The 15,312-nt window shown below is 69.2% G+C and carries 10 protein-coding genes; 6 read left to right on the top strand and 4 right to left on the bottom strand.

The genetic code is table 11. The annotated features are described in order from the left end of the window. Window positions 1–231: 231 nt before the first annotated feature. From OHN74_RS07820 to mtnK, 4 genes are all read left to right on the top strand, one after another. Entirely contained in the window at window positions 232–1,329 is a 1,098-nt protein-coding gene (locus OHN74_RS07820; RefSeq protein ID WP_327693791.1) for a substrate-binding domain-containing protein, read from the top strand. After that, window positions 1,316–2,875, top strand: coding sequence for a sugar ABC transporter ATP-binding protein (locus OHN74_RS07815; protein WP_327693790.1), 1,560 nt, complete (start codon window positions 1,316–1,318; stop codon window positions 2,873–2,875). The genes OHN74_RS07820 and OHN74_RS07815 overlap by 14 nt, the downstream gene beginning before the upstream one ends. Before the next feature lie 172 nt (window positions 2,876–3,047). Next, a complete protein-coding gene (locus tag OHN74_RS07810; RefSeq protein WP_327693789.1) occupies window positions 3,048–4,094 on the top strand; it encodes an ABC transporter permease in 1,047 nt (348 codons plus the stop codon). A gap of 11 nt (window positions 4,095–4,105) precedes the next feature. Then, window positions 4,106–5,275, top strand: a complete 1,170-nt coding sequence (mtnK, locus tag OHN74_RS07805) for an S-methyl-5-thioribose kinase (RefSeq protein ID WP_327693788.1) — start codon at window positions 4,106–4,108, stop codon at window positions 5,273–5,275. 104 nt (window positions 5,276–5,379) lie between these two features. On the opposite strand, the gene OHN74_RS07800 is transcribed toward mtnK, so the two are convergent. From OHN74_RS07800 to OHN74_RS07785, 4 genes are all read right to left on the bottom strand, one after another. Then, the gene (locus OHN74_RS07800) at window positions 5,380–6,996 is read right to left on the bottom strand and encodes a glycerol-3-phosphate dehydrogenase/oxidase (RefSeq protein ID WP_327693787.1); all 1,617 of its coding nucleotides are present in this window, start codon (window positions 6,994–6,996) and stop codon (window positions 5,380–5,382) included. Window positions 6,997–7,005: 9 nt separating this feature from the next. Beyond that, window positions 7,006–8,556, bottom strand: a complete 1,551-nt coding sequence (gene glpK / locus OHN74_RS07795) for a glycerol kinase GlpK (RefSeq protein WP_327693786.1) — start codon at window positions 8,554–8,556, stop codon at window positions 7,006–7,008. Between the two features lie 81 nt (window positions 8,557–8,637). Continuing rightward, a complete protein-coding gene (locus tag OHN74_RS07790) occupies window positions 8,638–9,429 on the bottom strand; it encodes an MIP/aquaporin family protein (RefSeq protein WP_327693785.1) in 792 nt (263 codons plus the stop codon). 313 nt (window positions 9,430–9,742) lie between these two features. Next, on the bottom strand, window positions 9,743–10,507 hold the full coding sequence (locus tag OHN74_RS07785; RefSeq protein WP_327693784.1) for an IclR family transcriptional regulator: 765 nt from the start codon (window positions 10,505–10,507) through the stop codon (window positions 9,743–9,745). 307 nt (window positions 10,508–10,814) lie between these two features. Here OHN74_RS07785 and metH point away from each other — a divergent pair, with 307 nt between their 5' ends. Both metH and OHN74_RS07775 read left to right on the top strand, forming a co-directional pair. Further along, a complete protein-coding gene (gene metH / locus OHN74_RS07780; protein WP_327693783.1) occupies window positions 10,815–14,330 on the top strand; it encodes a methionine synthase in 3,516 nt (1,171 codons plus the stop codon). 118 nt (window positions 14,331–14,448) lie between these two features. Further along, complete coding sequence (locus OHN74_RS07775) at window positions 14,449–15,147, top strand: HAD family hydrolase (protein ID WP_327693782.1); 699 nt, start codon at window positions 14,449–14,451, stop codon at window positions 15,145–15,147. Window positions 15,148–15,312 lie beyond the last annotated feature (165 nt).

Raw genomic sequence — 15,312 nt, 5'->3', positions numbered from 1 at the left:
GAAGACGCTGCTGCTCGTGCGGCGGCTGTACGTGGACTTGCTCCGGTCGACCACAGCCCGCTGTCGCTGACCTGACCCGGAGTACCCGAGACGCCCCGGCCGTGGCGCGAATCCCGCCCCACGCCGCCGCCTCGCTCTCGGGGCCGGACACTCCCGCGCCTATGCCTTCCGGCCATCGCGCCCTTCATCCTCATCCCTCCCTCCCGTGCTGCCCTGCCCCTGGAGTCCCGCATGTCCCGCACCCGTCTCCCCCTCGCCGCGCTCTCGCTGGCCTCCGTCTCGGCGCTCCTCCTCGCGGGGTGCTCACAGTCGACGAACGCCTCCAAGGACACCGGTGACACGGCGGCCTCCGCGTCCGCCGCCACCGGTACGAAGCCCGCACCCTTCGACAAGGGCACGGTCAAGGTCGCCCTGGTCCGCCAGAGCGGCGCCGGCGACTACTTCGAGCAGTGGGGCAACGGCGCCAAGGCGCAGGCCAAGGCCCTCGGCATCGACCTGACCGTGTACGACGCCCAGGCCGACAACGCCAAGCAGGCCACCGACCTGTCCTCGGCGATCAACTCCGGCGCGCAGGCGATCATCGTGGACCACGGCTTCCCGTCTACGATCCAGCCCGAGATCGACAAGGCCGTGAAGAAGGGCATCAAGGTCGTCGTCTACGACGTCGAGACCGCGACGAAGGGCGTCGTCAGCACCAAGCAGGACGACGCGAGCATGGCCCAGGCCGTCCTCGACGTGATGGCGAAGGAACTCGGCAAGAACGCCAAGGTCGGCTACGTCAACGTCGCCGGCTACGCGGCCCTCGACAAGCGTGACAGCGTCTGGAAGTCGGCGGTCGACGCCAACGGCTGGAAGCAGGCCTTCAAGGTCGGCAAGGTCACCGACTCCACGGCCACTGACAACGTTCCCCTGGTCTCCGCCGCGCTCACCCAGCACTCGGACGTGACGGGCGTCTTCGCCCCCTACGACGAGCTGGCCAAGGGCACGGTCCTCGCCGTGCAGAACAAGAAGCTGCAGGACAAGGTGAAGGTGTTCGGCGCGGACGTCTCCAACGCCGACATCCAGAACATGACCGCCGCGGACAGCCCCTGGGTCGCCACCGCGGGCACCGACCCGTCCGCAGTCGGCGCCGCGGTCGTCCGTACGGCTGCCCTGGAGCTGGCCGGGCAGCTGAACAAGACCTCGGTCGAGTTCCCGGCCGTCGCCATCACCCAGGACTTCCTGAAGAGCAAGAAGATCCAGAACATGGACCAGCTGCGCGCCGCGCTGCCCGCGCTGAACCTCTCCCAGGTCAGCACGGCCGACTGGATCGCCAATGTCGCCCACTGAGGCGTCCGGCCCGTCGGAACCGTCCGAACCGTCCGGCGGCACGCCCGCGGTCGGTCTGCGGGACGTCAGCATGGCCTTCGGCGGCAGGACGGTCCTGGAGTCCGTCTCGCTGGACATCGCACCGGGCAGTGTCGTCGCGCTGCTCGGTGCGAACGGGGCCGGCAAGTCCACACTCATCAAGATCCTGTCCGGCGTCCACACGGACCACGGCGGCGAGGTGACGGTGAACGGTTCCCCGGCCGTCCTCCAGTCGCCGCTCGCCGCACGTCAGTTGGGCATCCAGACGGTGCACCAGCGGATCGGCGAGGGCATCGTGCCCGGGCTCACCGTCGCCGAGAACCTGGTCTTCGAGGAGCTGGCCCAGGCCCGCGGCAACCCGTTCCTCAACGGGCGCCGTGTATTGGCCCGCGCCCGCGAGATCCAGTCGGCCCTCGACCTCGGCTGGAGCGACGCCCTGCTCAAGCGGGACGTCACCGAACTCGGCATCTCCGACCGCCAGTTGCTGATCCTGGCCCGCGCCCTGGCGACCAGCCCGAGGCTCCTGATCCTCGACGAACCGACGTCCGCGCTCTCGGCGGCGGAGGCGGAGCGCCTGTTCGCGCTGGTCGAGAGGATGCGCGACGACGGTATCGCGGTCCTCTACGTCTCCCACCGCCTCGGCGAGATCGACGCACTGGCGGACCGGCTGGTCGTCCTGCGAGACGGCCGTCTCACCGAGGACCAGGTCAAGCCCTTCGACTGGGACAGCGCCCTGCGCGCCATGCTCGCCCAGGCCCAGGAAGCGACCACCGCCCGTCCGCAGCCCGCCGGAGAGCAGGGCGGGACCTTGCTCTCCCTGCGCGGTGTACGGCTCCTGGACGGCCGTACACCCCAGGACCTGGACCTGCGTGCGGGCGAAGTCACCGGCGTCGTCGGCCTGTTGGGCGCAGGCAAGACGGAACTCGCCCGCGGTCTCTTCGGCGCGGAACCCTTCACCACCGGGGCCGTGGAACTGGACGGCAGGGCCTACGCGCCCCGCCGCCCCGCCGACGCGATCCGGGCCGGCATCCACCTCGTCCCCGAGGACCGGCACGCGGACGCCCTGGTGCCCGGCTGGTCGCTGGCCCAGAACATCTCGCTCCCGTTCCTCAAGTCCCTGTCCACGGCCGGGCTGGTGAACCGCTCCAAGGAGGACGCCCTGGGCCGCGACACCATCGAGGCGCTCGGTGTCGTCGCCCGGGACGAGCACTCCACCGTCGAGGAACTCTCCGGCGGCAACCAGCAGAAGGTCGTCGTCGGCCGCTGGCTCGCCGAACGCCCTCGCGTCCTCATCCTGGACGAGCCGTTCCGAGGCGTGGACATCGGTGCGAGGCGCGACATCGGCCGCCGCGCCCGCGCGCTGGCGGCGGAGGGTGCCGCGGTCCTGGTCCTGTCGGCCGACGTGGACGAGGTCCTGGAGGTCGCCGACCGGGTCGTCGTCCTCGCGGCCGGCGAGATCCATCTCGACGCGTACGGCGAGGACGCGGAGCGGGACCGTGTCATCCGGACGATCTCGGCGTCGGTCTGATGCGGGGCGCTCCGCGGGCTGGGCGGGTTTTTGGCTGCGGGCCGGTGGGGGTTGGTCGCGCAGTTCCCCGCGCCCCTTCGGGGGCGCGATTCCGCGCCCGCCGAACAGCGCCGATTCCGCTTGCCGAAGTCACTTCGCTACCCACTGCCCCCGCCACCCCAGGAAGCACCCCATGACCACCACCCAGAGCGCCGCCCCCGCGAAGACTGCGACCCCGTCCACGCGCGCCGCCGCCGGTCCCCGCATCCAGAACGCGGTCATCAAATACGGTTTCATCTTCGTCACCGTCACGCTCTTCGCGTACTTCGCGCTGAGCGAGCCGTCCTTCCGTGACTCCGCGACCATCCTCGACACCCTGCGGTACGTGTCGGTCGCCGCGATCCTCGGCCTCGGCGTCACCCTCACCATGGCCGTCGGCGGGATGGACATGTCCGTCGGCGCGGTGGCCGGGCTCGGCGTGACCGTCGCCGCGAAGACGATGGTCACGTACAACCAGGTCGGCGTGGTCGCGATCATCGCGGTGATCGTGGCGGGCGCCCTGGCCGGCCTGCTCAACGCCCTGCTCATCGTGGTCCTCAAGATCCCCGACATGCTGGCCACGCTGGGCACCATGTTCGTCATCCAGGGCACCAAACTCATCCTGGTCGACGGCCAGTCGATCACCCCGGGCATGACCCAGTCCGACGGCACGACGGCCCCCGGCAGATTCACCGACGGTTTCCTGCGCATCGACCGGGGCACGATCCTCGGCATCCCCGTCTCCGTGGTCATCTTCGGCGCCCTGACGGTCGTGGCCTGGATCTTCCTGGCCCGCACCCGCTGGGGCCGCGTCCTGTACGCGATCGGCGCCAACCCCGAGGCCTCCCGCCTGGCAGGCATCCGCGTGGGTGCGTACCGGGCCCTGGCGTACGTCCTTTCCGGCGTCCTGGCGTCGATCGGCGGCCTGATCCTGGCGGCGCGCATCGGCCAGGGCGATGTGTCCGCCGGTACGTCCCAACTCCTCGAAGCCGTCGCCGTCGCCCTGGTCGGCACCTCCGTCCTCGGCCGGGGCCGCCCGAACGTCTGGGGCACCGCACTGGGCGCGGTCCTCATCGGCATCATCACCACCGGCCTGACCATCAAGGGCCTGCCGTACTACACGCAGGACGTGGTCGAGGGCGCCGTCCTGATCCTCGCCCTGGTCTTCAGTTTCACCCTGTCCAAGCGCCGCACCGCATAAGGAAGTTCACGATGGGCTACCGCATCCTGGAGCCGGCCGACGTCCCCGCGTACCTGAACGAGCGCGGGCACTGGCCCGATCCGTCGGACATCAGGGTCCGCGAGGTCTCCGACGGCAACATGAACCGCGTGTTCCTGGCCAGGTCCACCGACGGCACCCGCAGCCTGGCCGTCAAGCAGGCCCTGCCGTGGGTCCGGGTGGCGGGCCCGTCCTGGCCGATGACCCCGGAGCGCGCCGACGCCGAGGCAAGGGCGTACGAGCAGGTCGCGAAGGTGGCCCCCGACAAGATCCCGGCGATCCTCGGCTACGACCCGGAGAACTACGCCCTCGTCATGGAGGACATGTCGGACCTGGAGGTCCTGCGCACCCTCCTCAACGAGGGCGCGTCGTACGGCCCGCACACCTCCACCCGTATCGGCGAGTTCGTGGCCCAACTGACGTTCGCGACCAGCGACTTCGGCATGGCGTCGGCGGACCGCAAGGCACTGCTGGCGGCCTCGGTGAGCCCGGAGCTGTGCAAGATCACCGAGGACGTGGTCCTCGCCGAGCCGTACATCGAGCACGAACACAACCACTGGCACGAGGACCTGGACGACCTGGCGAGGGAGTTCCGCGCCGACACGAGGCTCCGCACCGAGGTCGCCGACCTCCGCCACACCTTCATGACCAGCGCCCAGGCCCTCCTCCACGGCGACCTGCACACCGGCAGCGTCATGGTCGGGGAACGGGAAGGCGCCCCGGTGGTACGGGTCTTCGACCCCGAGTTCTCCTTCGTCGGCCCGATCGGCTACGACCTCGGCCTCTACTGGGCGAACGCCCTGGTCTCGGAGGAACGGGCACGCGCACTGGGTCTGTTGAGCGACCACGCAGACCAACTGGCCCTGTCCTGGGAGGCCTTCGAGGCCGAGTTCCGCGCCCTGTGGCCGACAAGGATCGACACCTTCTTCGACGACGCCTACCTGGACCGCTTCCTGCGCAGGATCTGGACGGAGGCGGTGGGCTACGCGGGCACGGAGATCATCCGCCGCATCATCGGCTTCGCTCACCTGACAGACCTGACAACCCTGGAGGACCCGGTCCCGGCATCCCGACGGGCACTGCTGATCGGCCGCGAACTGATCGTACGCAGAGGCGAGTTGAACAACCCGAACGAGGTAACGGCGCTGGCGGAGGTCTTTTAGGGGCGCGGGGAACTGCGCGACAAGCCCCCACGCACCCGCAGACGAAATACAACGGAAAGGGGCGGCTCCCAAAACAGGGAGCCGCCCCTCAAACGCCGTACCGCCTACTTCTTGTCGAGCAGATCCTGCACCTTGGACCGGACCTCGTCGGTAGCCAGCCCCCGAATGGTCAACGTGGTCCGACGCCGCAGCACATCGTCCGCCGTCTCGGCCCACTCGTTGTCCCGCGCATACACAACCTGCGCCCAGATCTCCGGCGCATCGGCGTGCACCCGCTCACCCAGCTCGGGGTTCTCGTTCGCCAGCCGCGCGATGTCGAACGCCAGCGACCCGTAGTGCGTCGCGAGGTGCTTGGCCGTGTCGGCGGCCATGCGCGGTCCCGGTGCCGGGCTGTCCACCAGCAGCCGGTGCGCGACGGCGCGCGGGTTGGCGACACCGGGCAGCGGCAGGTGCTTCGGCAGGGACGAGATCGGCTCGAAGTCGTCACCCAGCGGACGGCCGGGCAGCGTCTCCAGCTTCTCCATGACCGTACGGCCGATGTGCCGGAAGGTAGTCCACTTGCCGCCCGAGACGGACAGCATCCCGCCCTTGCCCTCGGTCACGACCGTCTCCCGCTTGGCCTTCGCCGTGTCACCGGGGCCACCCGGCAGCACCCGCAGGCCCGCGAAGGAGTACGTGATCAGATCCCGGGACAACTGCTGGTCACGGACGGAGAACGCGGCCTCGTCGAGGATCTGCTCCGTGTCCTTCTCGGTGACCGCGACATCCGCCGGGTCGCCCTCGAACACCTCGTCGGTGGTGCCGAGCAGCAGCATGTCCTCCCAGGGCAGGGCGAAGGTGATGCGGTACTTGTCGATCGGGGTGGCCAGCGCGGCCTTCCACGGAGACGTCCGCTTCAGGACCAGGTGAGCGCCCTTCGACAGCCGGATGGACGGCGCCGCGTCCGGGTTCTCCATCTTGCGCAGGTGGTCGACCCAGGGGCCGGTCGCGTTGAGCACGAGCCGGGCGTTGACGCCGAAGTCGTCACCGGAGAGCCGGTCGCGCAGGTCGGCACCGGTGACCCGGCCCCGGGTGAAGCGCAGACCGGACACCTCGGCGTGGTTGAGCACGACAGCGCCCGCCTCGACGGCCGCACGGACCGTCATCAGCGCCATGCGCGCGTCGTTCATCTGACCGTCGCCGTACACGGCCACGGCCTTGAGGTTCTCGGTGCGCAGCTCGGGCACGTCCTGCGCGGCCTTGGCCGGCGACAGCAGGTGGCCGACGCCGTCACCGAACGCCGACAGGGCGGAGTAGGCGAAGACACCCGCTCCGAGCTTCGCCGCGCCGTGCGGCCCGCCCTTGTACACGGGGAGGTAGAACGTGAGCGGGTTCGCCAGGTGGGGAGCCACCTGACGGGACACCGCACGGCGCTCGAAGTGGTTCTCCGCGACCAGCTTCACCGCGCCGGTCTGCAGATAGCGCAGACCGCCGTGGAGAAGCTTGGAGGAGGCGGAGGAGGTGGCGCCGGCGAAGTCACCGGCGTCGACCAGAGCCACCCGCAGACCGGACTGCGCGGCATGCCAGGCCGTCGAGATGCCGAGGATGCCACCGCCGATCACGAGAAGGTCGTACGTCGCCTTGGAGAGCTGCTCCCGGGTCTCGGCACGGCTCGGGTTGGAGCCGTAGGCCGGGTGCGTACCGAGGGCAGGCACGGACTGCAGGGTGGACTGACTGGTCATGTGGGGTTCTTACTCCTCGACAGAGCTGTCTTCGAGCCAGCCCATGGACCGCTCGACGGCCTTGAGCCAGCTCTTGTACTCACGGTCGCGCTTCTCCGCGTCCATGTTGGGGGTCCACTCGGCGGCCCGGCGCCAGTTGGCGCGCAGGTCGTCGGTGTTGGTCCAGAAGCCGACGGCGAGACCGGCGGCGTAGGCGGCACCGAGGCAGGTCGTCTCGGCGACCATGGGACGGACCACGGGGGCGTCCAGGAAGTCCGAGAGGGTCTGCATCAGCAGGTTGTTGGAGGTCATGCCGCCGTCGACCTTGAGGGCCGCGAGCTCGACGCCCGAGTCCTTGGTCATGGCGTCCGTGATCTCACGGGTCTGCCAGGCGGTGGCCTCCAGCACGGCGCGCGCGAGGTGCGCCTTGGTGACGTACCGGGTCAGGCCGGCGATCACACCGCGGGCGTCGGAGCGCCAGTACGGGGCGAACAGACCGGAGAAGGCCGGCACGAAGTAGGCGCCGCCGTTGTCCTCGACCGACGACGCGAGCGTCTCGATCTCGGCGGCGGTGGAGATGAGGCCCATCTGGTCGCGCATCCACTGCACCAGCGAACCGGTGACCGCGATCGAGCCCTCCAGGGCGTAGACCGGGGCCTGGTCGCCGATGCGGTAGCCGACCGTGGTCAGCAGGCCGCTGTAGGAGTTGATGATCTTGTCGCCGGTGTTCATCAGCATGAAGGTGCCGGTGCCGTACGTCGACTTGGCCTCGCCCTCGGCGAAACAGGTCTGGCCGAACAGGGCCGCCTGCTGGTCGCCGAGCGCGGAGGCGACCGGGATGCCGCCGAGCAGGTCGCCCAGCTTGCCGCCGGTGACCTCGCCGTACACCTCGGCGGAGGAGCGGATCTCCGGGAGCATCGACAGCGGCACGCCGATCGACTCGGCGATCTTCGGGTCCCACTCCAGCGTGTGCAGGTTCATCAGCATGGTGCGGGAGGCGTTGGTGACGTCGGTGACGTGGTGACCGCCGTTGACACCGCCCGTCAGGTTCCAGATGACCCAGCTGTCCATGGTGCCGAAGAGGATGTCCCCGGCCTCGGCGCGCGCACGCAGGCCCTCGACGTTGTCGAGCAGCCAGCGGGCCTTGGGGCCGGCGAAGTACGAGGCCAGCGGCAGGCCGGTCTCGCGGCGGAAACGATCCTGCCCGACATTGCGACCGAGCTCCTTGCAGAGCGTGTCGGTGCGGGTGTCCTGCCAGACGATGGCGTTGTGGACGGGCTCACCGGTGTTCTTGTCCCAGAGCAGCGTCGTCTCGCGCTGGTTGGTGATGCCGATGGCCTTGATGTCGTCGCGGGTGATGCCGGCCTTGGCGATGGCTCCGGCGACGACCTCCTCGACGTTCGTCCAGATCTCGGTGGCGTCGTGCTCCACCCAGCCCGGCTTCGGGAAGATCTGCTCGTGCTCCTTCTGGTCGACGGAGACGATCCGGCCGTCCCGGTCGAAGACGATGCAGCGGCTGGAGGTGGTGCCCTGGTCGATGGCCGCGATGAACGGGCCGGCGGTGTGCGCGTCGTCGGTCACTGTGTGCTCCTGAGAGGTCCGTGGGTGAGGGGCTGGCTTACGGCGTTGCTGCTCAAGGCTGCCTTAACTGTGCGGGCTGCTCTAAGCAAAAGCGACGTTGTAGATGCCCGCAGCGATGGCGCCGCCGATCAGCGGACCGACCACCGGGATCCAGGCGTAGGACCAGTCGGAGCCGCCCTTGTTGGGCAGGGGCAGGAGTGCGTGCACGATGCGCGGACCGAGGTCACGGGCCGGGTTGATCGCGTAGCCGGTCGGGCCACCGAGGGACAGACCGATGGAGACGACGACGAGTGAGGTGATCAGGGCGCCCAGGACGCCCAGGCCCTTGCCGCTGTCGTTGAGGCCCTGCGTGAGGACGGCGAGCACCAGCACGATCGTGCCGATGACTTCGGTGGCGACGTTCTGCCAGGCGACGCGGATCTCGGGACCCGTGGAGAAGATTCCGAGGACCGGACCGGCCCCCTTCTCCTGCGCCTCGACGGCCTTCGCCTTGACGTCCTGGGTGCCGACGATCTCCTTGTCGGTCAGGTGCGCGAGGAACTGGCCGTAGTAGGCGACCCAGACCAGGGAGGCACCGATCATGGCGCCGAGCAGCTGTCCGCCCCAGTAGATCGGGACGTCGCTCCAGTCGATGCCGTTCTTCTTGAGCGCGAGCGCGAGAGTCACGGCCGGGTTGAGGTGGGCGCCGGAGAGCGGCGCCGAGGTGTATACGGCCGTCAGTACGGCGAAACCCCACCCGAAGGTGATGGCGAGCCAGCCGGCATTGCGGGCCTTGGAGGCCTTCAGCGTGACGGCGGCGCAGACGCCGCCGCCGAGCAGGATGAGTATGGCGGTACCGATGGTCTCGCCGATGAAGATGTCGGAGCTGGACACCCGCGACTCCTTTGTCCTTCGTTCCAGGGGAAGAGCTGCCGGCCCTTGGCGTTGTCACACTCTAACGCCTATTGCCGGTCGGTGTTCGACAATGTCGACCGATGGACGGGAGTCTTGCTCCGGTGTTACAGGCGCGTCAAGAGCTCTGTTATCGAAAACACGATCGTTATTGATTGCTGTGAGCTATCGATCTTGCGCCGGTCGCGACCCGCGTCCGCGCGCACACGCCCCGCACACGAAAAGACCGGAACATCCAAGATGTCCCGGCCGTTCTCGTACGAACCTTCAGAAGCTGTCAGGTCGGTCGGACCTGTCAGAACCGTCCCGCGCCCAGATCGCGTGACACCGCGCGGGCGCAGTCCCGCACCGCCGCGATCAGCTCCGGGCGCAGCTCACCCTCCCGGCAGAGCCGTTCCACCGCACCCGTGACGCCCACCGCGCCGACCGGCATCCGCCGCCGGTCGTGGATGGGGGCGGCGATGGACGCGACGCCCTCCCAGGTCTCCTCGACGTCGGCCGCGTACCCGCGCGCGCGGGTGAGGTCCAGGACGCCCTCGAAGCCGTCCAGGTCGCTGATCGTCCGGTCGGTGAACGACTTGCGCTCGGCCTCCAGGACCTCGCTGTGCGCGACCGGGTCGAAGGCCGACAGGACCTTGCCCAGGGCCGTGGAGTGCAGCGGCTGCATGGCCCCGACCTCCAGCACCTGCCGGCTGTCGTCGGGGCGGAAGACGTGGTGCACGATCAGCACGCCGTGCTGGTGCAGCACGCCCAGATGCACGCTCTCGCCGCTGGAACGGGCCAGGTCGTCGGTCCACACCAGGGCACGCGCGCGCAGCTCGTGGACGTCCAGATAGGTGGTGCCGAGGCGCAGCAGTTCGGCGCCCAGCTGATAGCGCCCGGAGGCGGCCTCCTGCTCGACGAAGCCCTCCTGCTGGAGGGTGCGCAGGATGCCGTGGGCGGTGCCCTTGGCGAGGCCGAGGGACGAGGCGATGTCCGAGAGGCCGAGCCGACGCTCGCCGCCCGCGAGGAGCCGCAGCATCGCCGCCGCCCGTTCGAGCGACTGGATGTTCCGTGCCATCGCCGTCCTGCCTCCGTCCCCTTCGACCGCCAGCAACCGGCGTTCGCTGCCGCCGTTCGGCAATGTCGAACACTACCGGTCCATGTCGACCACCCGCCAATGGCTCGTCGACACCTGTTACATCTCGCGTACATCCGTGTTGACGCCGTGCCCACGCGGGTGAGCTTTCGGCCACCGCGCACGCGCCACGTACGTCCGTCCCGTGGACGCCCTGACCATACGGCCCCGTACCGGGCTACCCTGGCCGCGTGCGTCTTCCCGGGGAAGGCGCAAAGCCGACAGCCGTCGCACTCCAGGGAGCCCTTACATGGCCGCCTCGTCGTCCGCCCCTTCCACCGACAACAGGACCCGTGTGTCCGCCCTACGGGACGCACTCGCCACCCGAGTGGTGGTCGCCGACGGTGCGATGGGCACCATGCTGCAGGCGCAGGACCCGACGCTGGAGGACTTCGAGAACCTCGAAGGCTGCAACGAGATCCTGAACGTCACCCGCCCCGATATCGTCCGCTCCGTGCACGAGGCGTACTTCTCGGTGGGCGTGGACTGCGTCGAGACGAACACCTTCGGCGCGAACCACACGGCAGCAGCCGAATACGACATCGCCGAGCGCGTGTACGAGCTGTCCGAGTCCGGTGCCCGCATCGCCCGCGAGACCGCCGACGAGTTCGGCGCCCGTGACGGCCGTCAGCGCTGGGTCCTCGGCTCGATCGGCCCCGGCACCAAGCTGCCGTCCCTCGGACACATCGGTTACCTCACCCTCCGCGACGGCTTCCAGGCGAACGCCGAGGGACTCCTGGCCGGCGGCGCGGACGCCCTGATCGTGGAGACCACGCAGGACCTCCTCCAGACGAAGTCGTCGATCGTGGGCGCCCGCCGCGCCATGGAGGCCACCGGCCTCGACGTACCCCTGCTGGTCTCGATGGCCTTCGAGACGACAGGCACGATGCTCCTCGGCTCGGAGATCGGCGCCGCGCTCACCGCGCTCGAACCGCTCGGCATCGACATGATCGGCCTGAACTGCTCGACCGGCCCCGCCGAGATGAGCGAACACCTGCGCTATCTGTCCCGCCACTCGCGCACCCCGCTGCTCTGCATGCCCAACGCGGGCCTGCCGATCCTCACCAAGGACGGCGCCCACTTCCCGCTCGATCCCGAGGGCCTGGCCGACGCCCAGGACGTCTTCGTGCACGACTACGGACTGAACCTGGTCGGCGGCTGTTGCGGCACCACCCCGGAGCACCTGCGAAAGCTCGTGGAGCGCCTGCAGGGTGCCACGCCCGTCGAACGCAACCCCCAGCCCGAGCCCGGCGCCGCCTCGCTCTACCAGACCGTCCCGTTCCGCCAGGACACCGCGTACATGGCGATCGGCGAGCGCACCAACGCCAACGGTTCCAAGAAGTTCCGCGAGGCCATGCTGGACGGCCGCTGGGACGACTGCGTCGAGATGGCCCGCGACCAGATCCGCGAGGGCGCGCACATGCTCGACCTCTGCGTGGACTACGTCGGCCGCGACGGCGTCGCCGACATGGAGGAGCTCGCGGGCCGCTTCGCGACCGCCTCCACGCTGCCTATCGTCCTGGACTCCACCGAGGTTCCCGTCCTCCGGGCGGGCCTGGAGAAGCTCGGCGGCCGCGCCGTCATCAACTCGGTGAACTACGAGGACGGCGACGGACCGGAGTCCCGCTTCGCGAAAGTCACCCGACTGGCCCAGGAGCACGGCGCCGCGCTGATCGCGCTGACCATCGACGAGGAGGGCCAGGCCCGTACCGTCGAGCACAAGGTCGCCATCGCCGAACGCCTGATCGAGGACCTGACGACGAACTGGGGCATCCGCGAGTCGGACATCCTCATCGACACCCTCACCTTCACCATCTGCACCGGCCAGGAGGAGTCCCGCAAGGACGGCATCGCCACGATCGAGTCGATCCGCGAACTCAAGCGCCGCCACCCGGACGTCCAGACCACCCTCGGCCTGTCCAACATCTCCTTCGGCCTGAACCCGGCCGCCCGCGTCCTGCTGAACTCCGTCTTCCTCGACGAGTGCGTCAAGGCCGGTCTGGACTCGGCGATCGTCCACGCCTCCAAGATCCTGCCGATCGCCCGCTTCGACGACGAACAGGTGGGCACCGCCCTCGACCTGATCCACGACCGGCGGACCGAGGGCTACGACCCGCTGCAGAAGCTCATGGCCCTCTTCGAGGGCGTCAACACCAAGTCGATGAAGGACGGCCGCGCCGAGGAACTCCTCGCCCTCCCCCTGGACGAGCGACTCCAGCGCCGCATCATCGACGGCGAGAAGAACGGCCTGGAGGCCGACCTCGACGAGGCCCTGACGACCCGCCCCGCCCTCGACATCGTCAACGACACGCTGCTGGAGGGCATGAAGGTCGTCGGCGAGCTCTTCGGCTCCGGCCAGATGCAGCTCCCGTTCGTCCTGCAGTCCGCCGAGGTCATGAAGACGGCGGTCGCCTACCTCGAACCGCACATGGAGAAGACGGACGACGACGGCAAGGGCACGATCGTGCTCGCCACGGTCCGCGGCGACGTCCACGACATCGGCAAGAACCTCGTCGACATCATCCTCACCAACAACGGCTACAACGTCGTCAACATCGGCATCAAGCAGCCGGTCTCCGCGATCCTCGAAGCCGCGCAGGAGCACAAGGCCGACGTCATCGGCATGTCCGGACTCCTGGTCAAGTCCACGGTGATCATGAAGGAGAACCTCCAGGAGCTCAACCAGCGCAAGCTGGCCGCCGACTACCCGGTGATCCTCGGCGGTGCGGCCCTCACTCGCGCCTACGTCGAGCAGGACCTGCACGAGATCTACGAGGGCGAGGTCCGCTACGCCCGCGACGCCTTCGAGGGCCTGCGTCTGATGGACGCCCTCATCGGCGTCAAGCGCGGAGTCCCCGGCGTCAAGCTCCCCGAGCTCAAGCAGCGCCGCGTCCGCGCCACCGCCGCCGTACAGGTCGAGGAGCGCCCCGAGGAGGGTCACGTCCGCTCCGACGTCGCCATCGACAACCCCATCCCCACCCCGCCCTTCCAGGGCACCCGTGTCATCAAGGGCATCCAGCTCAAGGAGTACGCGAGCTGGCTCGACGAGGGCGCCCTCTTCAAGGGCCAGTGGGGCCTCAAGCAGGCCCGCAGCGGCGACGGCCCGACCTACGAGGAACTGGCCGAGACCGAAGGCCGCCCCCGGCTGCGCGGCCTCCTGGACAAGCTCCAGACGGACAGCCTGCTGGAGGCGGCCGTCGTCTACGGCTACTTCCCGTGCGTCTCCAAGGACGACGACCTGATCATCCTCGACGACCAGGGCAACGAACGTACGCGCTTCACGTTCCCGCGCCAGCGCCGTGGCCGCCGACTGTGCCTGGCCGACTTCTTCCGCCCGGAGGAGTCCGGCGAGATCGACGTCGTCGGCCTCCAGATCGTCACCGTCGGCAATCGGATCGGCGAGGAGACCGCCAAGCTCTTCGAGTCGAACTCCTACCGCGACTACCTCGAACTGCACGGCCTGTCCGTCCAGTTGGCCGAAGCCCTCGCCGAGTACTGGCACGCACGGGTCCGCTCCGAACTCGGCTTCGCCGCCGAGGACCCCGCCGACGTCGAGGACATGTTCGCCCTCAAGTACCGGGGCGCCCGCTTCTCCCTCGGCTACGGCGCCTGCCCCGACCTGGAGGACCGCGCCAAGATCGCCGACCTCCTCGAGCCCGAGCGCATCGGCGTCCACCTCTCCGAGGAGTTCCAGCTCCACCCCGAGCAGTCCACCGACGCCATCGTCATCCACCACCCCGAGGCGAAGTACTTCAACGCCCGCTGATTGCTTCCAGCGCGCGCTGATCGGACAAGACGTACACTTGACGGTCCACCGCAGGCCGGTTGCCCTCTGTGCACTCAGGGGCAACCGGCCTGATCGTCCCTCAAGGAGGTGCGCCAGGATGACCAGCACGGTCCCCGCGCTCGGAACCCGTACGGCCGAAGGCTCAGCACTGCAGGCCGTCCTCCTCGACATGGACGGCACCCTGGTGGACACCGAGGGTTTCTGGTGGGACGTCGAGGTCGAGATCTTCGCCGGTCTCGGTCACGCCCTCGACGACTCATGGCGGCACGTCGTGGTCGGCGGCCCCATGACCCGCAGCGCCGGTTTCCTCATCGAGGCCACCGGCGCCGACATCACCTTCGCCGAACTCTCGGTACTGCTCAACGACGGGTTCGAGGACCGTATCGGCCGCGCCCTGCCCCTGATGCCGGGCGCCGCCCGCCTCCTCGCCGAACTCTCCGCGCACGAGATCCCGACGGCCCTCGTCTCCGCCTCGCACCGCCGGATCATCGACCGCGTCCTGGCCTCCCTGGGCCCGCAGCACTTCGCCCTGAGCATCGCCGGCGACGAGGTGGAGCGTACGAAGCCCTTCCCCGACCCCTATCTGATCGCCGCCGCCGGCCTCGGCGCCGACCCGGCGAGATGCGCCGTCGTCGAGGACACCGCGACCGGGGTCGCAGCCGCCGAGGCCGCCGGCTGCCACGTCGTGGCCGTGCCGTCGGTCGCGCCCATCGCCCCCGGCGCGCGCCGCACGATCGTCACCTCGCTGGAAGAAGTCGACCTGCCCTTTCTGCACGGGCTGATGAGGAACAACTGATGACGGAAATGCGCTGACGCGTTTACCGAGTGTGTCCGATCGAATGCGGGATAACGCGCGGATGAACGGGCAGGCCATCAAATGAGAAATGCGGCCCTCTGCTGATCTCCACCGGCGGCGAATTCACGTAAGCGCCCATCGGCTCCGAACGTGTGAGGTTCGCCA

The organism is Streptomyces sp. NBC_00459 (assembly GCF_036013955.1).
Taxonomy (GTDB): Bacteria; Actinomycetota; Actinomycetes; order Streptomycetales; family Streptomycetaceae; genus Streptomyces.
The sequence above is the reverse complement of the archived record's forward strand: the minus strand, read 5'-3'. Positions and strand labels throughout refer to the sequence as shown.